19 protein-coding genes are annotated in these 19,324 nt (G+C 71.9%); 13 read left to right on the forward strand and 6 right to left on the reverse strand.

The window, feature by feature from the left end:
- Positions 1-9 precede the first annotated feature (9 nt).
- Positions 10-426 carry a VOC family protein gene (locus tag OG730_RS32830; RefSeq protein ID WP_327307624.1) on the forward strand — a complete coding sequence of 139 codons (417 nt, stop codon included), beginning with the start codon at positions 10-12 and terminating at the stop codon, positions 424-426.
- A 67-nt stretch (positions 427-493) separates the two neighbouring features.
- Here the strand turns inward: OG730_RS32830 and OG730_RS32835 are convergent, their stop codons facing one another.
- Positions 494-1,207: a DUF6215 domain-containing protein gene (locus tag OG730_RS32835; RefSeq protein ID WP_327307625.1), complete on the reverse strand. Its 714-nt coding sequence runs from the start codon at positions 1,205-1,207 to the stop codon at positions 494-496.
- A gap of 158 nt (positions 1,208-1,365) precedes the next feature.
- Between OG730_RS32835 and argC the strand changes: the two genes are divergently transcribed.
- From argC to OG730_RS32860, 5 genes are all read left to right on the forward strand, one after another.
- A complete protein-coding gene (gene argC, locus OG730_RS32840; RefSeq protein WP_327307627.1) occupies positions 1,366-2,394 on the forward strand; it encodes an N-acetyl-gamma-glutamyl-phosphate reductase in 1,029 nt (342 codons plus the stop codon).
- Positions 2,395-2,509: 115 nt separating this feature from the next.
- Entirely contained in the window at positions 2,510-3,682 is a 1,173-nt protein-coding gene (argJ, locus tag OG730_RS32845; protein ID WP_327307628.1) for a bifunctional glutamate N-acetyltransferase/amino-acid acetyltransferase ArgJ, read from the forward strand.
- Positions 3,679-4,617 (forward strand): acetylglutamate kinase, encoded by a 939-nt coding sequence (gene argB / locus OG730_RS32850; RefSeq protein ID WP_327307629.1) that lies wholly within the window; start codon positions 3,679-3,681, stop codon positions 4,615-4,617. The genes argJ and argB overlap by 4 nt, the downstream gene beginning before the upstream one ends.
- Positions 4,614-5,828, forward strand: a complete 1,215-nt coding sequence (locus OG730_RS32855) for an acetylornithine transaminase (protein WP_327307630.1) — start codon at positions 4,614-4,616, stop codon at positions 5,826-5,828. Before argB ends, OG730_RS32855 begins: the two co-directional genes overlap by 4 nt.
- A gap of 22 nt (positions 5,829-5,850) precedes the next feature.
- Positions 5,851-6,387, forward strand: coding sequence for an arginine repressor (locus OG730_RS32860; RefSeq protein WP_327307631.1), 537 nt, complete (start codon positions 5,851-5,853; stop codon positions 6,385-6,387).
- 41 nt (positions 6,388-6,428) lie between these two features.
- Here the strand turns inward: OG730_RS32860 and OG730_RS32865 are convergent, their stop codons facing one another.
- The 3 genes from OG730_RS32865 to OG730_RS32875 are packed head-to-tail and all read right to left on the reverse strand — an operon-like array spanning position 6,429 to position 9,234.
- Entirely contained in the window at positions 6,429-7,097 is a 669-nt protein-coding gene (locus tag OG730_RS32865) for a L,D-transpeptidase family protein (protein ID WP_327309526.1), read from the reverse strand.
- Between the two features lie 33 nt (positions 7,098-7,130).
- Positions 7,131-7,712 (reverse strand): pyridoxamine 5'-phosphate oxidase family protein, encoded by a 582-nt coding sequence (locus tag OG730_RS32870; protein WP_327307632.1) that lies wholly within the window; start codon positions 7,710-7,712, stop codon positions 7,131-7,133.
- A 43-nt stretch (positions 7,713-7,755) separates the two neighbouring features.
- The gene (locus OG730_RS32875; protein ID WP_327307633.1) at positions 7,756-9,234 is read right to left on the reverse strand and encodes a hypothetical protein; all 1,479 of its coding nucleotides are present in this window, start codon (positions 9,232-9,234) and stop codon (positions 7,756-7,758) included.
- A gap of 176 nt (positions 9,235-9,410) precedes the next feature.
- Here OG730_RS32875 and OG730_RS32880 point away from each other — a divergent pair, with 176 nt between their 5' ends.
- On the forward strand, positions 9,411-10,604 hold the full coding sequence (locus OG730_RS32880) for an argininosuccinate synthase (protein WP_327307634.1): 1,194 nt from the start codon (positions 9,411-9,413) through the stop codon (positions 10,602-10,604).
- Between the two features lie 121 nt (positions 10,605-10,725).
- Positions 10,726-12,156 (forward strand): argininosuccinate lyase, encoded by a 1,431-nt coding sequence (gene argH / locus OG730_RS32885; RefSeq protein WP_327307635.1) that lies wholly within the window; start codon positions 10,726-10,728, stop codon positions 12,154-12,156.
- 72 nt (positions 12,157-12,228) lie between these two features.
- Here the strand turns inward: argH and OG730_RS32890 are convergent, their stop codons facing one another.
- Positions 12,229-12,744, reverse strand: coding sequence for an HAD domain-containing protein (locus OG730_RS32890; RefSeq protein ID WP_327307636.1), 516 nt, complete (start codon positions 12,742-12,744; stop codon positions 12,229-12,231).
- A gap of 99 nt (positions 12,745-12,843) precedes the next feature.
- Between OG730_RS32890 and OG730_RS32895 the strand changes: the two genes are divergently transcribed.
- From OG730_RS32895 to OG730_RS32905, 3 genes are all read left to right on the forward strand, one after another.
- Positions 12,844-13,395: a TetR/AcrR family transcriptional regulator gene (locus tag OG730_RS32895; protein WP_327307637.1), complete on the forward strand. Its 552-nt coding sequence runs from the start codon at positions 12,844-12,846 to the stop codon at positions 13,393-13,395.
- Positions 13,392-14,936: an MFS transporter gene (locus tag OG730_RS32900; RefSeq protein WP_327307638.1), complete on the forward strand. Its 1,545-nt coding sequence runs from the start codon at positions 13,392-13,394 to the stop codon at positions 14,934-14,936. Before OG730_RS32895 ends, OG730_RS32900 begins: the two co-directional genes overlap by 4 nt.
- Before the next feature lie 69 nt (positions 14,937-15,005).
- Entirely contained in the window at positions 15,006-16,481 is a 1,476-nt protein-coding gene (locus OG730_RS32905; protein ID WP_327307639.1) for a membrane-associated oxidoreductase, read from the forward strand.
- A 6-nt stretch (positions 16,482-16,487) separates the two neighbouring features.
- On the opposite strand, the gene OG730_RS32910 is transcribed toward OG730_RS32905, so the two are convergent.
- Positions 16,488-17,117 (reverse strand): lysophospholipid acyltransferase family protein, encoded by a 630-nt coding sequence (locus tag OG730_RS32910; RefSeq protein ID WP_327307640.1) that lies wholly within the window; start codon positions 17,115-17,117, stop codon positions 16,488-16,490.
- A gap of 306 nt (positions 17,118-17,423) precedes the next feature.
- Here OG730_RS32910 and OG730_RS32915 point away from each other — a divergent pair, with 306 nt between their 5' ends.
- Positions 17,424-18,620 carry a glycerophosphodiester phosphodiesterase gene (locus tag OG730_RS32915; protein ID WP_327307641.1) on the forward strand — a complete coding sequence of 399 codons (1,197 nt, stop codon included), beginning with the start codon at positions 17,424-17,426 and terminating at the stop codon, positions 18,618-18,620.
- A gap of 115 nt (positions 18,621-18,735) precedes the next feature.
- Positions 18,736-19,287 carry an RNA polymerase sigma factor gene (locus OG730_RS32920; protein ID WP_327309527.1) on the forward strand — a complete coding sequence of 184 codons (552 nt, stop codon included), beginning with the start codon at positions 18,736-18,738 and terminating at the stop codon, positions 19,285-19,287.
- Positions 19,288-19,324 lie beyond the last annotated feature (37 nt).

Raw genomic sequence — 19,324 nt, forward strand, 5'->3', positions numbered from 1 at the left:
CGTCGGGGCATGACCATCAAGCTCGCGCAGTGCTTCATCGCCGTCGACGACCACGACAAGGCGCTGGCCTTCTACCGTGACGCCCTCGGCATGGAAGTGCGCAATGACGTCGCCTTCGAGGGGATGCGCTGGGTGACCGTCGGCTCGCCCGAGCAGCCCGACGTGGAGATCGTCCTCGAACCGCCGCTCGCCGACCCCGGGGCATCTCCGGCCGACCGGCAGGCGATGGCGGAACTGCTGGCCAAGGGCGTGCTCCGCGGGGTGATCTTCGCGACGGACGACGTGGACGCCACCTTCGAGCGCATCCGGGCCAGCGGCGCGGAGGTGCTCCAGGAACCCGCCGACCAGCCGTACGGGGTCCGCGACTGCGCCTTCCGTGATCCGGCCGGCAACATGCTCCGCTTCAACCAGCCCCGGAACCGCTGACCCGGAGCCGCCGGCCCGGAACCGCTGACCCGGAGCCGCCGGCCCTGTGGCGGCACCGTGGCGGCCCTCACCCGGCCGCGGCGAACCCCGGGATCGTCGGCAGCACCCGTTCGGCCACGCGCAGGACGACCGCGTCGTCGGGCACCGCGCCGTCGGAGCGCCACAGGTTCAGCTCGTAGGAGCCGCCGCCGTCCTGCGGGTCCATGGCCACCACGAGGGCTCGGGTCGGAACGCCGGGGACGCTGCTCGTATCGCTGCCGTCCAGGCGGAAGCTGATGCTGATCGTGCGGTCCGAGTAGAAGGTGGCCGGGCGGCCCAGCACCGTCCGCGGCGGCGCACCGCCCCCGAGGAGCTCGGCCACGGTGGCGACCGAGAGCCGGCCGTAGGAGGCCCTCAGATGCACCGTGTAGGTCTCGAACTCGATCTCGGCCGTCGGGGTGTGGATCTCCTCGCCGGTGCCGGCGGGCTTGGAGGTGCTGCCACCGCCGTTCGCGTTCTTCACGACCTCCCCCGGGGTGCCCAGCAGATCGGCGAGATCGGGACGGTGCAGCGCCTCGCACAGCTGGACCCCGGAAACCTGCCCCGGCCCGTGCGCAGGCGTCTTCTCCGGCTTCTTCCCGGGGTACTCGTGCGAGCAGGTGACGGGCTGCGGCCGGGCGCTCGCGTCCATCGACTGCCCCACCGCCCAGAGGCCGATTCCCATGCCCCCGATCAGGACCACGGCCGTGATGCCCTGCCCTATCGCCGCGCGTGCCGTGATCGTCCCGACGTCTTCGGTCATGTCCCCCACCTGCTGTGATCCCCCGATATGTGCCCGGGGAACGTAACCCGTGATCATCCGGCGGACAAGGGAGTGACACTGGGGGAGCGGGGCCAGATGACTGCTTTGCATAAACGTGCGGTCGTACGTATAGTCATGCCATCGAGGAGGAGGGTCCGATGGTGGTACGTGTAGCGGTGGCCGGTGCGAGCGGATACGCGGGCGGTGAAGTGCTGCGCCTGCTGCTGGCACACCCCGAGGTGGAGATCGGCGCGCTGACCGCGAACTCCAACGCCGGGCAGCCGCTCGGTGCGCTCCAGCCGCACCTGGTGCCGCTGGCCGGACGCGTTCTGGAGGCGACCACGCCCGAGGTGCTCTCCGGTCATGATGTCGTCTTCCTGGCGCTGCCGCACGGCCAGTCCGCCGCCGTGGCCGCCCAGCTGGGCGAGGAGGTCCTCGTCGTCGACATGGGCGCCGACCACCGGCTCCAGGACTCCGCCGACTGGGACACGTTCTACGGCGCCCCGCACGCCGGGACCTGGCCCTACGGCCTCCCCGAGCTGCCCGGCGCCCGGGCCGCGCTGGCCGGCTCCAAGCGCATCGCCGTCCCCGGCTGCTACCCGACCGCCGTCTCGCTCGCGCTGTTCCCGGCCTACGCCGCGCAGCTCGCCGAGCCCGAGGCCGTGATCGTCGCCGCCACCGGCACCTCCGGCGCCGGCAAGGCCCTCAAGCCGCACCTGCTCGGCTCCGAGGTCATGGGCTCCATGAGCCCGTACGGGGTGGGCGGCGGCCACCGCCACACCCCCGAGATGGTGCAGAACCTCAGCCCCGTCGCCGGGCAGCGGGTCTCCGTCTCCTTCACGCCCACGCTGGCGCCGATGCCCCGCGGCATCCTGGCCACCTGCAGCGCCAAGGCGCTGCCGGGCACCACGGCCGACGCGGTCCGCGCCGCGTACGAGAAGGCCTACGCGGACGAGCCCTTCGTACACCTGCTGCCCGAGGGGCAGTGGCCGGCGACGGCGTCCGTCTACGGTTCCAACGCCGTTCAGATCCAGGTCGCGTACGACGAGGCCGCGCAGCGGATCATCGCGATCAGCGCCATCGACAACCTGACCAAGGGCACCGCCGGCGGCGCGGTCCAGAGCATGAACATCGCCCTCGGCCTCCCCGAGGCGCTGGGTCTTTCCACGATCGGAGTCGCACCGTGAGCAGGGGGCACCTCCCAGCGGTAGCTGGGGGAGCACGGGCAGCCACCGGGCTGCAGATGACGACGATGGCCGCAGGGGCGCGCTGCTCGGGCGGAGAAGCGAACGAGGAGATGCAGTGAGCGTCACGGCAGCACAGGGGTTCACGGCGGCGGGCATCGCCGCCGGGATCAAGGCGAACGGCAATCCCGACCTGGCCCTCGTGGTCAACACCGGGCCGCGCCTGGCCGCGGCGGGCGTCTTCACCTCCAACCGGGTCAAGGCCGCGCCCGTCCACTGGTCCGAGCAGGTCCTGCGCGGCGCGACCGTCAGCGCGGTGGTCCTCAACTCCGGCGGCGCCAACGCGTGCACCGGCCCCAAGGGCTTCCAGGACACCCACGCCACCGCCGAGAAGGTCGCGGCCGTCCTGAACCAGCAGGGTCTCGGGAACGGGGTCAACGCCGGCGAGGTCGCCGTCGCGTCCACCGGCCTGATCGGCGTCCTGCTCCCGATGGACAAGCTCCTCCCCGGCATCGAGACCGCGGCCGCCGCGCTCTCCGCCGACGGCGGCGAGGCCGCCGCCATCGCCATCAAGACCACCGACACCGTGCACAAGACGGCCACCGTCACCCAGGACGGCTGGACCGTCGGCGGCATGGCCAAGGGCGCGGGCATGCTCGCCCCGGGCCTGGCCACCATGCTCGTCGTCCTCACCACCGACGCGGAGCTGGACAGCGCCACCCTCGACAAGGCGCTGCGCGCCGCGACCCGCACCACCTTCGACCGGGTCGACTCCGACGGCTGCATGTCCACCAACGACACGGTGCTGCTGCTCGCCTCCGGGGCGTCCGGCCGGGTGCCGGCGTACGGGGCGTTCGCGGAGGCCGTACGCACGGTCTGCGACGACCTGGCCCGCCAGCTGATCGGCGACGCCGAGGGCGCCAGCAAGGACATCCACATCGAGGTCATCGGCGCGGCCACCGAGGAGGACGCGGTCGAGGTCGGCCGGTCCATCGCCCGCAACAACCTGCTCAAGTGCGCCATCCACGGCGAGGACCCGAACTGGGGCCGCGTCCTGTCCGCCATCGGGACCACGAAGGCCGCCTTCGACCCGGACCGGCTGAACGTCGCCATCAACGACGTCTGGGTCTGCAAGAACGGCTCGGTCGGCGAGGACCGCGACCTGGTGAGCATGAAGGGCCGCGAGGTGCGCATCACCGCCGACCTGTCCACCGGTTCCGAGTCCGCGGTCATCTGGGCCAACGACCTGACCGCCGAGTACGTCCACGAGAACAGCGCGTACTCCTCATGAGCACGGCAGGCAAGAGCACCGCACGCAGGCACACCGCGCTGCCCAAGGCCGAGATCCTCATCGAGGCCCTGCCCTGGCTGACCCGGCACAACGGCAAGGTCGTCGTCATCAAGTTCGGCGGCAACGCCATGATCGACGAGGACCTCAAGGCGGCCTTCGCCCAGGACGTCGTCTTCCTGCGCCAGGCCGGCCTGAAGCCGGTCGTCGTGCACGGCGGCGGCCCGCAGATCAACGCCCAGCTCGACAAGCAGGGCCTGGTCAGCGAGTTCAAGGCGGGTCTGCGCGTCACCACGCCCGAGGCGATGGACGTCGTACGGATGGTCCTGGCCGGGCAGGTCCAGCGCGAGCTGGTCGGGCTGCTCAACCAGCACGGGCCGCTGGCCGTCGGCATGACCGGCGAGGACGCGCACACCATCACCGCCACCAAGCACCTGCCCGAGATCGACGGCGAGAGCGTAGACATCGGACGGGTCGGCGAGATCACCGCCATCGACACCGGCGCGATCGAAGCGCTGCTGGCGGACGGCCGGATCCCGGTCATCTCCTCCATCGCGCGCAGCGCTGACGACCACCACGTGTACAACGTGAACGCCGATACGGCCGCCGCGGCGCTCGCCGCCGCGCTCGGCGCCGAGACGCTGATGGTCCTCACCGACGTGGAGGGCCTCTACGCGGACTGGCCCAACAGCGACGAGGTCATCAGCCGGCTCACCGTGAGCCAGCTGGAGAAGCTGCTGCCCGAGCTGTCCAGCGGCATGGTCCCCAAGATGGAGGGCTGCCTGCACGCCGTCCGCAACGGGGTGACCACCGCCAGGGTGATCGACGGGCGGGTCCAGCACTCGATCCTGCTGGAGATCTTCACGGACGAGGGAATCGGCACGATGGTCGTGCTCGACGACCAGGGACTCAACACTCAGGGAGGGGACCCCGCATGACCGGCGACCAGGCCACCGGCAACCAGCACTTCGCCGCCCGCTGGCAGGGCGCGCTGACCAACAACTACGGCACCCCCGCGCTGGCGCTCGTACGCGGCGAGGGCGCGCAGGTCTGGGACGCGGACGGCAAGCAGTACACCGACTTCGTCGGCGGTATCGCGGTCAACGCCCTCGGCCACGCGCACCCGGCCATCGTCACCGCCGTGACCGAGCAGATCTCCACCCTGGGCCACGTCTCCAACCTCTACGCCTCCGAGCCGGTCCTCGCGCTCGGCGAGCGGCTGCTCCAGCTCTTCGGCCGCCCCGGCAAGGTCTTCTTCTGCAACTCCGGCGCCGAGGCCGTCGAGGCCGCCTTCAAGATCGGCCGGCTGACCGGGCGGACCCACATGGTCGCCACCGACGGCGGCTTCCACGGCCGCACCATGGGCGCCCTGGCGCTCACCGGCCAGCCCAAGAAGCAGGCTCCGTTCCTGCCGCTGCCCGGAGACGTCACCCACGTTCCGTACGGCGATGTGGAGGCCCTGCGGGCCGCCGTCACCGAAGAGACCGCGCTCGTGATCATCGAGCCGATCCAGGGCGAGAACGGCGTGGTCGTCCCGCCGGCCGGCTACCTGACGGCCGCCCGTGAGATCACCCGGGCCACCGGCACCCTGCTGGTCCTCGACGAGGTGCAGACCGGCATCGGCCGCTGCGGCCAGTGGTTCGAGCACCAGGCGCACGAGGGCGTCGAGCCCGACGTCGTCACCCTCGCGAAGGGCCTCGGCGGCGGCCTGCCGATCGGCGCCGTCGCGGCCTTCGGACCCGTGGCCGACCTGCTCCAGCCCGGTCAGCACGGCACCACCTTCGGCGGCAACCCGATCGCGTGCGCCGCCGGCCTCGCCGTGATCGACACCATCGCCGCCGACGGGCTCCTCGACCAGGTCAAGGAGCGCGGCGAGCGTCTGCGGGGCGGAATCGAGGGATTCGCACACCCGCTCGTCTCGCACGTCCGCGGTGCGGGCCTTCTGCTGGGTATCGTGCTGACCGAGCCGCTCGCACCGCAGGTGCAGCGCGCGGCTCAGGACGCCGGCTTCCTGGTCAACGCGCCCGCCCCCGACGTCGTACGGCTCATGCCTCCGTACGTGCTGTCCGAGGCCGAGGTGGACGCGTTCCTCCAGGCCCTGCCCGGCGTGCTGGACGCGGCGAAGTCCGCCGCGGACGTGGACGGATGATCAATCGGGGAATGGGACGACGATGAGTCAGGCGCAGGAACACGAGTCGAACGGCCAGTCCGTTCCGCAGACCCGCACCGCGCGCCACCGGCGGATCGTGGACATCCTCAACCGGCAGCCGGTCCGCTCCCAGAGCCAACTGGCCAAGCTGCTCGCCGACGACGGGCTGAGCGTCACCCAGGCGACGCTCAGCCGCGACCTCGACGAGCTCGGCGCGGTGAAGATCCGCAACACCGGCGGCGAGCTGATCTACGCGGTCCCCAGCGAGGGCGGCTTCCGCACCCCGCAGGCGCCGCTCGGCGAGTCGGCGAAGGAGGAGCGCATGCGGCGCCTCTCCGGCGAACTGCTGATCTCCGCGGAGGCCTCCGCGAACCTCGTGGTCCTGCGCACCCCGCCGGGTGCGGCCCAGTTCCTCGCCTCGGCGATCGACCAGGCCGAACTCCAGGCCATCCTCGGCACGATCGCGGGTGACGACACCCTGATGCTGATCAGCCGCGACCCGGCGGGCGGCCAGGCCCTCGCCGACCACCTGCTGAGGCTGGCCCAGAAGGAAGGCTGACCCGGATGGTGGGCTGACCCGGAAGGCAGGCTGACGCCGCCTCAGTACCGGGTGACGGCCAGCTCGCCGGACTCCGTGCCGATCACGATGTGCGGCTGCCTGTGCGGGTCCGCCCAGCGCAGCACCGCGCGCATCGCGCCCTCGGGGACCGATACGCAGCCGGCCGTCGCGCCCTTGCCGTTCACGTGCAGGAAGATGCCCGCGCCCCGGCCCCGTACCGGATGCTCGTAGTTGAAGTCGATGACCAGGGCGTGCGCGTACTGCTTCGCGTACGCGGTCAGGTGCTCCGCCTCGCCGGGCGCACAGTCCGCGGGCAGCGGCTCCACCCAGCGGTTGTAGCTCGCCGAGGCATTGTCCTGGCACCACCAGGAGTCGCTGGTCACCCGTCGGTAGCGGTACGCCGTACCGGCCGGCGCGTGCGCGATGCCGAAGGCGTAGGGGAGCGCGTAGAGCCCCGCCGGGGTGGTGTTCGTGCCCTGGGTCCGGGTCGCCCCCTCGGTCAGCCCGTTCGCGCCGAACCGGGCGGGCGCGCTGCCCGCCGCGTACCAGCGCCCCGCCCGCCGGTCCCACCAGGTCAGGCGCCCGGTCGTGGAGCCGGGGGCCGGAGCCACGGCGGTGATCAGCTGGCTGCCGCCGCCGGTGTCGGCGAGCCGGGCGGGCAGCGGGGGGTCACCGTGGGGGCCCTGTGGCAGCAGGCTGGTGACGATCAGTGAGGTGGCGAGGAGCGCGGTACGCAGCACATGTCAGACGGTACGGGGCGGAAGGGGCAGCGGCAGCGCAGGCAGGCCGTCGACGCTCACCCCGATGAACTCCTTCTTCTCGCAGTAGGCGTTGAACTCCTCGTCCGTCTTGCGGCCGAAGTACTCCGCGTGGAGCGTGCGCTCGCCCTGGTACTCCATGAAGGGGATGGCGTACCCGCACACGTCCGCGATCCGGCGGGCCGTGACCAGGATGACCGCGCGCGCCGCGGGCCCGTCGGCATCGCCGAACAGCTCGACGAGCCCGTCCCAGCGCGGGTCGTCGCGGAAGACCGCCTCGCCGTCGCCGTGGATGCGCACGATGTTCGGCGGCCCGCTGAAGGCGCACCACATCAGCGTGATGCGGCCGTTCTCGCGGACGTGCGCGATGGTCTCGGCGCCGCTGCCGCCGAAGTCCAGGTAGGCGAGGGTCGTCTCGTCGATGACGACGAGCGTCCCGGCGCGGCCCTTGGGGGAGAGGTTGATGTGGCCGTCGCCGGACAGCGGGGCGGTGGCCGTGAAGAAGATCGGCTGTTCTTCGATGAAGGTGCGGAGCCTGCCGTCAATACGATCGTAGAGCTTTCCCATGGCCGGATTATCTCCCCCGACTTCCGGGCCCTGTCACGGAATTTCAGTCGGTGAGACCGAGCCGGGAGCGGCGCAGTCCCAGCTCGTACGCGTCGAAGAGGTGCGCGGACCGCCCGAGCAACGCGGCCAGCTCGGCCCGGTCCGCTTCTGCGAAGTGGAGGGTGACATGCCATTTCCAGCCGCGTACGAGCGCCCGCGCCTGTGTACGCAGCCCCGGGTCGGGGTCGGCCGTCAGGGCCACCGCGGCCCGCAGCTCGTGGATCCCGCCCCGCGCGCGGAGCAGCCGGAAGGCGGCCCGGCGGACGTGCGCGGGCCGCTCGGGCCCGATCCGTTCGGTCAGGTGGGCGTGGTCCAGCCTGCCGGCCACCGGGAGCAGGCTGAGCGCGGCCTCCCGGGCGACGCCGGGCCACGGGTCGTCCAGCAGCGGGATCAGGAACGCGTCCTCGGGGGAGGCCTCCAGCCGGCGCAGCCCGGCCACGGCGGCGGCCCGCACCGCCCCGTCGGGGTGGCCGAGCAGGCTCCGCAGCAGCGGTGCGTCCGCCCGCTTCGCGCACTCGGAGAAGCCGGTCACCGCGTACGGGGAGAGCTGCCCGGGAGCCGTGACCAGGGCGAGGCAGGACGCGTAGGGGTCGCCGCCGTCCTGCGCGAGGAGCCAGCGCGCGCAGGCCCGTACGAGCCCGGAGCGGTCGGTGAGGTGCCGCGCGGCCTCGGCCGCCCGGCCGGCCCCGCGCAGGGCGGTGACCCCGGCGGCCCGGACCGTCGGGAGGCGGCCGCCCAACAGGGCGTCGACCGCCGCGTCGTCCGGCCCGCCGGTGGCCAGGGCGAGCAGCGCGGCGTCGGTCCACAGCCGAGCCGTGGCCGGATCCGGTTCGCGGGCGGCCCGCCGCGCGAGGTCCCGTACGCGGGTCTCCCCGGCGGCGACGGTCAGCCGGGCGGCGAACCGCCGGGTCGGCGGGTCGGCCCGGTCGGCCAGGCGGGCGAGGGCCTCGGCGCACTGTTCCCCGGTCAGGGCCTTCCAGCTCCACGCGGCCGGGGGCCGGCCGGGGTGCCATCCCGCGGTGACGGGGGAGCGCCGGCCGCTCAGGGCGGTCTCCAGCTGCTCCACCGCCCAGGCGCCGTGTTCGCGCCGGCCCAGCCGCACGATGAGCGGGCTGAGATCGACCAGGGCGGCGACCGGGTCGCGGGCCACGACCCCGGCGAGCACCCGCCGGGCGCGCTCGCGCACTTGCGGGGCCCAGTCGGCGCACCTGATCAGGACGAGCTGCGGCGAGAGGTCCCGTTCTTCGCACAGCGCGGCCTCGCGGACCCGCCCGTCGCGGTCGCAGAGCCGGGCTTCGATCCGGCTGCCTCGGGGCGGCCGCCAGGAGAACGCGGTGAGGTCGCGCACCTCCTCGTCGAAGGCGGTCCAGGCCTCCGGCCCGGTACCGGCGAGCCGGGCGGAGACCGGGATCCCGGCCCCGGCCAGGAGCGCCGCCGCGGCGGCGCGCCCCCGCTCCGCGTCCTGCCGCGCCCTGGTTCCCATGGGTCCTCCCCTTGTCGTCCACCGATGGTAGGCGGGGCTCAGGGAACGGGCCTCTCTTATATGCGCAGGTCAGTGGAGGTGGCCCCGGACTCGATTGACGAAACATGCAGAGCAGTGCATAGTTATGCCTACCGCTGTTGGACGTGACGGCGGATGCACCGTGTAAGGAGAACCCCGTGGCCGAGCGCGTCGTACTCGCCTATTCAGGCGGTCTGGACACGTCCGTCGCCATCGGCTGGATCGCCGAGGAGACGGGCGCCGAGGTCATCGCCGTCGCGGTGGACGTCGGCCAGGGCGGCGAGGACCTGGACGTCATCCGCAAGCGGGCGCTCGCCTGCGGTGCGGTCGAGGCCGAGGTGGCCGACGCCCGGGACGAGTTCGCCGACGAGTACTGCCTCCCGGCGATCAAGGCGAACGCCCTCTACATGGACCGCTACCCGCTGGTCTCCGCCCTCTCGCGGCCGGCCATCGTCAAGCACCTCGTGGCCGCCGCCCGCAAGCACGGCGCCACCACCGTCGCCCACGGCTGCACCGGCAAGGGCAACGACCAGGTCCGCTTCGAGGCCGGCATCGCCGCCCTGGGCCCCGACCTCAGGTGCATCGCCCCGGTCCGCGACTACGCGATGACCCGCGACAAGGCCATCGCCTTCGCCGAGAAGGCGGACCTGCCGATCGCGACCACCAAGAAGTCCCCGTACTCCATCGACCAGAACGTCTTCGGACGCGCCGTCGAGACGGGCTTCCTGGAGGACATCTGGAACGCGCCGATCGAGGACATCTACGAGTACACCGCCGACCCGGCCCTGACGCGCGAGGCCGACGAGGTCGTCATCTCCTTCAAGGAGGGCGTCCCGGTCGCCATCGACGGCAAGCCCGTCACCGTGCTCCAGGCCATCCAGCAGCTCAACGAGCGCGCCGGGGCCCAGGGCATCGGCCGGATCGACATCGTCGAGGACCGGCTCGTGGGCATCAAGTCCCGCGAGGTGTACGAGGCGCCGGGCGCGATCGCGCTGATCACCGCGCACCAGGAGCTGGAGAACGTCACCGTCGAACGCGAGCTCGCCCGCTACAAGCGGCAGGTCGAGCAGCGCTGGGGCGAGATGGTCTACGACGGCCTGTGGTTCTCCCCGCTGAAGCGGGCGCTGGACGGTTTCGTCAACGAGGCCAACCAGCACGTCAGCGGCGACATCCGGATGACCCTGCACGGCGGCCGCGCCGTCGTCACCGGCCGGAAGTCGGACGAGTCGCTGTACGACTTCAACCTCGCGACCTACGACTCGGGCGACACCTTCGACCAGTCGAAGGCCCAGGGCTTCATCGAGATCTTCGGCCTCTCCTCGAAGATCGCGGCCCGCCGCGACCTCGCCTGATCCACACCGTTCGTACCCTCGTTACCCGGGTACCCGCAGTACGAACCGCTTCCCCGTTACCTCCGCGGCGGGGAGGCGGTTGCACATCCGAAGCCATGCACGTTCTTGAGGAGCAGTAGCTGTGAGCAGCAACAACGGTGGTGACGTCCGGCTCTGGGGCGCCCGGTTCGCCGACGGTCCCGCCGAGGCCCTCGCGAAGCTGTCCGCGTCGGTCCACTTCGACTGGCGCCTGGCCCCGTACGACATCGCGGGCTCCAAGGCCCACGCCCGCGTGCTCGCCAAGGCGGGCCTGCTCACGGCCGACGAGCTCGGCCGCATGCTCGACGGCCTGGACCAGCTCGCGGTCGACGTCCAGAGCGGCTCCTTCACCGGCACCATCGCCGACGAGGACGTCCACACCGCACTGGAGCGGGGCCTGCTGGAGCGGCTCGGCGCCGACCTCGGCGGCAAGCTGCGCGCCGGCCGGTCGCGCAACGACCAGATCGCCACGCTCTTCCGCATGTACCTGCGCGACCACGCCCGGATCATCGGCGGCCTCGTCGCCGACCTCCAGGACGCGCTGATCGGCCTCGCCGAGGCGCACGCCGACGTGGCCATGCCGGGCCGGACCCACCTGCAGCACGCGCAGCCGGTGCTCTTCGCCCACCACGTACTGGCCCACGTGCAGGCCCTGACGCGAGACGCGGAGCGGCTGCGCCAGTGGGACACCCGGACCGCGGTGTCCCCGTACGGCTCGGGCGCCCTGGCGGGCTCCTCGCTCGGCCTGGACCCGGAGGCGGTCGCCGCCGACCTGGGCTTCGAGCGCGGCTCGGTCGGCAACTCCATCGACGGCACGGCCTCGCGCGACTTCGTCGCCGAGTTCGCCTTCGTCACCGCGATGATCGGCATCAACCTGTCGCGGATCGCCGAGGAGATCATCATCTGGAACACGAAGGAGTTCTCCTTCGTGACCCTGCACGACGCCTTCTCCACCGGCTCCTCGATCATGCCGCAGAAGAAGAACCCGGACATCGCGGAGCTGGCGCGCGGCAAGTCGGGCCGCCTCATCGGCAACCTGACGGGCCTGCTCGCCACCCTGAAGGCCCTTCCCCTGGCCTACAACCGGGACCTCCAGGAGGACAAGGAGCCGGTCTTCGACTCCTGCGACACCCTCGAAGTCCTGCTGCCCGCCTTCACCGGCATGATGGCCACCCTCACGGTCAACCGGGAGCGGATGGAGGAGCTGGCCCCGGCCGGCTTCTCGCTCGCCACCGACATCGCGGAGTGGCTGGTCAAGCAGGGCGTGCCGTTCCGGGTGGCGCACGAGGTGGCCGGCGGGTGCGTCAAGGAGTGCGAGGGCCTCGGCATCGAGCTCGACGAGCTCACCGACGAGCAGTTCGCGAAGATCTCGGAGCACCTGACGCCGGAGGTCCGTACGGTCCTCAACGTCAAGGGCGCGCTGGCCTCCCGCGACGGCCGCGGCGGCACCGCCCCGTCGGCGGTCGCGATCCAGCTCACGGAGCTGAAGGCCGACCTGGTCATCCAGCACGCCTGGGCCACGCACAAGAACTGACCGCAGCAAGAGATCGCCGTACCCGCAGGGGCGGCCGGAGCCTGGTCCAAGGCTCCGGCCGCCCCTGCGGCGTTACGCCGCCCACTGGGCCAGCGCGTCGAAGTCGGCCCGGACCAGCCCGATCCGCTCGTCGATCCGCAGCAGCAGCGCGTGCGCGGGGTGGCGCTGCTCCACGTAGTCGCGGTCCAGGCCGGTGATGTCGTCGTCGATCCAGGCGAAGGGCCGCCCGCCCGCGTACTCCAGGATGTACTGGGTCTTCCAGAAGGTGCCGCGCGGTGCGCGCCCGTGCATCTGGGGCCAGTCGATCCAGGGGAGCTCCGGCAGCCCCAGGTGCGGGCCTATCCACTCGTTCGCCTCGCCCTTCCAGGTGGTCGCCCAGACGAGCTCGTACGCCTCCGCGAGCGCGAGCAGCTCCTCGCCGTGGGCGGGATTCAGCCAGACCCGCAGCGGCTTCGCGCTCTCCGTCCGCGACCAGCCGGTCGGCCGCACGCGGTGCGTGGCGTACCCCTCGGGGCGGCGCTGGGGCTTGGCCGCGTACGGGTTCAGCGGGCCGTCCACGTCGATCAGCAGCAGGGGCTTCGGGTTCATCTCGGCATGCTTCCTTCCGGCGCCCGAGGGGGCACCTCATTTTTTGGGTGAACAAGGCTCGATGAGACACTGACGTCTCATTCGGGTTATGGTTGTCTCATGGCCATGGATCGTGATCAGGTGCTCCGCGCCGCCGCCGCCCTGCTCTCCCGCAAATCGACCGCCACGATGGACGAGGTCGCGAGGGCCGCCGGCATCGGCCGCGCGACCCTCCACCGGCACTTCGCGGGGCGTGACGCCCTCGTACGGGCACTCGAAGAGCTCGGCATCCGGGAGTTCGAGGTGTCCTTCGACAACGCCCGCCTCGACGAGGGCACGGCGATCGACGCGCTCCGCAGGCTCGTCGCCGAGGCGGAGCCCAACGCCGAGCTGCTGGCCTTCCTCGTCACCGAGAACCAGCTCTTCGAGGGGGACCAGGTCAACGAGGGCTGGGCCCGCCTCGACGCCCGCGTCGGCGACCTCTTCCGGCGCGGCCAGCACGAGGGCGACATCCGGATCGACCTGAGCCCCGCCTGGCTCACCGAGGCCCTCTACGGGCTCATCGGCACCTGCGCCTGGGCCGTCATGGACGGCCGGGTCGCTGCCAAGGACTTTCAGTACATGATCATCGAGTTGCTGCTCGGTGGCGCACGACGGAGTGTGGAGAAATGAGCCGTACCGAACAGCTGACCCGGACCCAGGGGGCACAGGGCCGTCGCCGCGGGCGCTGGCTCGCGCTCTCCGTGCTCGTACTGGCCGTCCTGCTGGTCGCCGTCGACGCCACCGTACTCGGTCTCGCCACGCCCGCCCTCAGCGAGGACCTGAAGCCTTCGGGCACCCAGCTCCTGTGGATCGGCGACATCTACTCCTTCGTCATCGCCGGCCTGCTCGTCTCCATGGGCTCCCTCGGCGACCGGATAGGCCGAAAGAAGCTCCTCCTCGTCGGCGCGACCGCCTTCGGCGCCGTCTCGGTCCTCAACGCCTACGCCACCAGCCCCGAGATGATGATCATCGCCCGGGCCCTGCTCGGCGTGGCCGGCGCGACCCTGATGCCCTCCACCCTCGCGCTGATCCGCAACATCTTCCACGACCCCAAGGAGCGCAGCCTCGCCATCGGCATCTGGGGCGCCACCGCCTCGGCCGGCGCGGCCGTCGGCCCGGTGGTCGGCGGAGCCCTGCTCCAGCACTTCTGGTGGGGCTCGGTCTTCCTCATCAACCTCCCCGTGATGGTCGTCCTGGTCATCGTCGGCATCAAGCTGCTGCCCGAGTCCAAGAACCCGGTCGCCGGCCCCTGGGACCTCTTCAGCGTCGGCCTCTCCCTCGTCGGCATCATCGGCGTGGTCTACGCCGTCAAGCAGGTCGCCACCCACGGCATGGGCTGGCAGGTCTGGGTGGCCGCCGCCATCGGAGCGGGCGCGCTCTACACCTTCGTACGCCGCCAGTTCACGCTGCCGGCCCCGCTCCTCGACATGCGCCTGTTCAAGCACCGCGGGTTCTCCGGCGCGGTCCTCGCCGACCTGCTCACCGTCTTCGGGCTGTCCGGACTGGTCTTCTTCCTCTCCCAGTTCCTCCAGCTCGTCCAGGGCCGCGATCCGCTCGAAGCGGGCCTCGCCGAACTGCCCGCCGCCGTCGGCGCCGTGGTCACCGGCCTGGTCGCGGGCAGGTACGCCCGCAGGTACGGGGTACGGGTCATCGTGACCGGAGGCCTCGCCGCCATCGGCATCGCGCTGGCCGCGCTGACCGTGATCCACAAGGAGACCGGCTACCCGCTGCTCGGCGCGGCCCTGCTCATCGTCGGCCTCGGCGCCGGCTTCTCCTTCACGGTCACCGCCGACGTGATCCTCTCCAGCGTCCCCAAGGAGCAGGCCGGTTCCGCCTCGGCCGTCTCGGAGACCGCCTACGAACTGGGCGCCGCCCTCGGCATCGCCCTGCTCGGCTCGGTCGTCACCGGCGTCTACCAGGGCTTCACCGCCCCGGCCTCCGTCACCGGACCCGTCGCCGACGCCGCCCACGAATCACTCGGCGGCGCCGTCGAAGCGGCCCGGTCGCTGGACCCGCAGACCGCCCAGCAGATGGTCGGCGCCGCTCAGGAAGCCTTCGTGGACGGCCTGCGGCTGGCCTCCGGCGTCGGCGCGGCCGTCCTGCTGGCCACCGCGGTGGCGGCCTGGTTCCTCCTCAAGGGGCAGGAGCTCCAGGACGGCATCGAGCACTGACACTGCGCCAGAGGGCGGTGTCCCGCGCGGAGTTGACAGTCCGTCGACGCGCGGGACACCATCCCGGCGATGGAGATCAACGACTTGACCCCGGCGGAGCGCCGCATATGGGACGCCTTCCCCCGCGGGGAGCGCGTCGATTTCCTCGAACAACCCGGGGAAACCGGCTCCGGCGGCGCCGACTGGGGGCCGGAACGGACCGTGCGCGCCGAGGTCCTCACCGCGCTCCTGCTGGGTGGCCCCACCGCCGAAGGGCAGGTCGCCGGACTGAACGTCCGGGGTGCGCGGATCACCGGCAAGCTGAACCTCAAGTACGCCGTCGTGGAGCACCCGATCCGGCTGCGGGCCTGCTGGTTCGAACGCAAACCCCTGCTCTACGGAGCCCAGTTGCGGGTCTTCGTGGCCAACGACTCCACTCTGCCCGGCCTCACCGCGAACACCGTCCGCGTCGATCTCGCGCTCCGGCTGTCGTGCTGCCGGATCACGGGGCCGGTACGCCTCGCCGGTGCCCGGATAGCCGGCGGACTCTTCCTCCGCAAGGCGGTCATCGGCATCGCGGGCCCGGCCGAGGAGGGCCAGGAGGCGACCCTCCAGTTCAACCACGCCGACATCGGGACCGACGTCATCGCCATGGAGCTCACCGTCCACGGCCAGACCCGCATCAACGGCGCAACCGTCGGCGGCCAGATCAACTTCGACGACGCCCGGCTCCTTGCCCCCGGCGGGACCGCTCTGCACGCCGAGATCCTCAACGTCGGCACCGACCTGCGCGCCATGCGGCTGGAGGCCCGCGGCCGGGTCAACCTCACCGGCTCCCGAATACCGGGCCAGCTCAACCTCGCCTACGCCCGCCTCATCAACCCCGGCGGGGTCGCCCTGCGCGCCTCCAGCTGTGTCGCCGGCGAGGTGTGGCTGCGCAATTGCCCGACCATCCAGGGCGGCGTGAACCTGCGCCGCTCCCAGTTCGACATGCTCCACATCGCGCCCGAGACCTGGCCGGGGGAGATCCGCATCGCGGGACTCGCCTACCGCGCCCTCAGCCCGCACGTTCCCGCCGAGCAGCGACTGCCCGTTCTCGAGCGCGAGGAGTCGGGCTACGTCCCGTACGCCTACGAGCAGCTCGCCACGGCCTACCGTACGGCGGGCGACGAGGCGGCGGCGCGGACCGTCCTGCTCGCCAAACTGCGGCGCCACCGCCGCACCCTGCCCCGGATCGCCAGGTTCTGGGGGCTGCTCCAGGACGGCACCGTGGGCTACGGGTTCCGGCCGCTGCGCGCCGCGGGCTGGCTGCTGGCGCTGCTGATCACTGGGAGCCTCGCGTACGGGCTCCACCCGCCGCGGGAGCTGAAGCAGGGGGAGGCGCCGGAATTCAACCCGGTCTTCTACACGCTCGACCTGATGGTGCCGATCATCAGCTTCGGCCAGGAGGCGCCCTACGCACCGGACGGCTGGTACCAGTGGCTGTCGTACCTGCTGATCGTGACCGGCTGGATCCTCGCCACGACGACCGCGGCGGGCGTCAGCCGGTCACTGCAACGGCAGTAGCGGGGGTCAGGCCGCCTTGGCCTTGGTCGCGTACATGTCCACGTACTCCTGGCCGGAGAGCCGCATGACCTCGGCCATCACCGAGTCGGTGACGGCGCGCAGCACGTAGCGGTCGCGGTCCATGCCCTCGTACCGGGAGAACTCCATCGGCTCGCCGAACCGGACGGTGACCCGGCCCGGGCGCGGCATGCCGGCGCCGCCGGGCTGCAGCTTGTCGGTGCCGATCATCGCGAAGGGGACGACGGGCGCGCCGGTCATCAGGGTCAGGCGGGCGATTCCGGTGCGGCCCCGGTAGAGGCGGCCGTCGGGGGAGCGGGTGCCTTCGGGGTAGATCCCGAAGATCTTGCCCTCTTCGAGGATCCGGCGGCCCGTCATCAGGGCGGCGACGCCGCCGTTGGCCCCGTCGCGGTCCACCGGGATCATGCCGGCGCCGGTGAAGAACCAGGCCATGGCCCGGCCCTTGATGCCCTTGCCGGTCACGTACTCGTCCTTGCCGATGAAGTGGACCGTGCGGTCGCACACCAGCGGCAGGATCATCGAGTCGATGAAGGTGAGGTGGTTGCCCGCGAGGATCACCGGGCCGCTGCCCGGAATGTTCTCGATGCCCTCGACGCGGGTGCGGAACATCAGGCGCATGACGGGTCCGACAGTGGCTTTGATCAGGCGCGTACGGAACAACGTGGGCCCTCCGGCATCGAAAAGCTAAGGTTCTCGCACCCACCACGCGGCGGTAGTGCAGGTGAGGACGATACTCGCGGGTCCGCACTGATCGCACATCGGGTTCACGAGGTGGATACGCAGTGTTGACGCACGTTTCCGCCGTGTTCCGCCCGCGCACCCCCGCCCGCCACCGGAGCTTGCCTACCATCGGCACGCGGATTCGGGCCGTCAGGCCCCGGAGATCCCGGGACGCCCGGCCCTTGTCCGAGGGGGAGAGCACTCATGACGCAGGGTGGGGCAGCGCGGCGCACGGTACTGGGCGCGGCCGTCGTCGCGGCGGGCGGAGCCTTCGGCTCACTCGCGGCGGGCGGCGGTTCGGCCGCGGCGGCGGAGGGCGGCCAGGGGGGCGGCCCCGGAGGCTCGGGAGGCGGGCAGGGCGGCGGCTACCGCGACCTGCCGGTGCCGACGGTCATCGGACACCGCGGAGCCAGCGGCTACCGGCCCGAGCACACGCTCGGGTCCTACCAGCTCGCGCTCGACCTCGGCGCCGACGTCGTCGAGCAGGACCTCGTGCCCACCAAGGACGGCCACCTGGTGTGCCGCCACGAGAACGAGATCGGCGGCACCACGGACGTCGCCGACCACCCCGGCTTCGCCTCCCGCAAGACCACCAAGACGGTCGACGGGATCGCGGTCACGGGCTGGTTCACCGAGGACTTCACCCTCGCCGAACTGAAGACCCTGCGGGCCAAGGAACGCATCCCCGCTCTCCGGCAGCGCAACACCCTCTACGACGGCCGCTGGGACGTCCCCACCTTCGAAGAGGTGCTCCGCTGGGCCGACCGCGAGGGCCGGCGGCGCGGGAAGCGCGTGTGGCTGCACGTGGAGACCAAGCACCCCAGCTACTTCCGCGGCCTGGGCCTCGGTCTGGAGGAGCCCCTCGCCAAGCTGCTGCGCCGCTACGGGCGCGACGGCCGCGGAGCCCCGCTCTTCCTGCAGTCCTTCGAACCCTCCAGCATCCAGCGGCTCTCCCGGCTGGTCTCCGCCCCGCGCGTGGTGCTCCTGTCCGCGGCGGGCACCCGCCCGTGGGACTTCGAGCTGGCCAAGGACCCGCGGACGGTCGCCGATCTGGTCAAGCCCGAGGGGCTGCGGTGGATCGCCGGCTTCGCCCAGGGCATCGGGCCGACCATGGACCTGATCCTGCCGCGCGACGCCGCCGGCAAGCTCGGCGCCCCGACGACCCTGGTCGCGGACGCCCACGCGCGGGGGCTGATCCTGCACCCCTACACCGCGCGCAACGAGAACAACTTCCTGCCGGCGGACTTCCGCAAGGGCGCCGACCCGACGGCGTACGGGGACGCCTTCGGCGCCTTCAAGGCCTACTTCGAGCAGGGCATCGACGGCATCTTCACCGACCAGCCCGACACCGGCCTGCTCGCGGCGGAGGCCTTCCGCCCGGGCCGCGGCGACCAGGGCTAGGCGTTGACGCCCGACCGTCAAGGCCAGGCCGTCAACGCCTGACCGGAGCTTCTCGTACGAGTGGGCCGTGCCCGGCGGGGAAACCGCCCGGCACGGCCTTCGCGTCCCGCCCGGCATGGACCTGCTGAAGGCTGATCTCCCCGACCTGTTCGAAACGCTCCGCCCGCTGCTCTCGGCCGAAGCCGCCGCCGAGACCGCCGGCACCGGGGTGGACGCCGACGACGTGGAACAAGCCGTCTGGGTCAGACTGCTGGAGCACCGCCGCATCCCCGCCGAACCCGCCGACTGGCTGCGCCGGGCGGTGCGCGGGGAGGCCCGAAGGGCGCGGCGCCGGGCCCGGCGCGAGGTCCCGTACGACCGCCCGTCGGTGCACGGCGGGCCCGGCGCGGGGACCCGTACCAGCACGGGCGCGGAACCGGAAGACGCCCTCCTGCACGGCGAGGCGAACCGGGCCCTCCGATCGGCGGTCGCCCGATTGCCCGGAAGGTGTCCGGAGCTCATGAGGGCACTTATGTCGCCCAGGGACCTCACCTACCGTGAAATCGCAGGAGAGTTGGGTATCTCACAAGGAAGTTTGGGGCCCGTCCGTTCCCGATGCCTGGGATGTCTGCGCAGAATGCTGGCCGTAGAGGTTGCGGCTCCCGCCCCGCGGGGAATGGAGCGGTAGACCAGAAGGCCACCAGGTGAGCGGGAGGCATGCGCAC

Origin of the sequence: Streptomyces sp. NBC_01298 (assembly GCF_035978755.1) — a bacterium.
Taxonomy (GTDB): Bacteria; Actinomycetota; Actinomycetes; order Streptomycetales; family Streptomycetaceae; genus Streptomyces.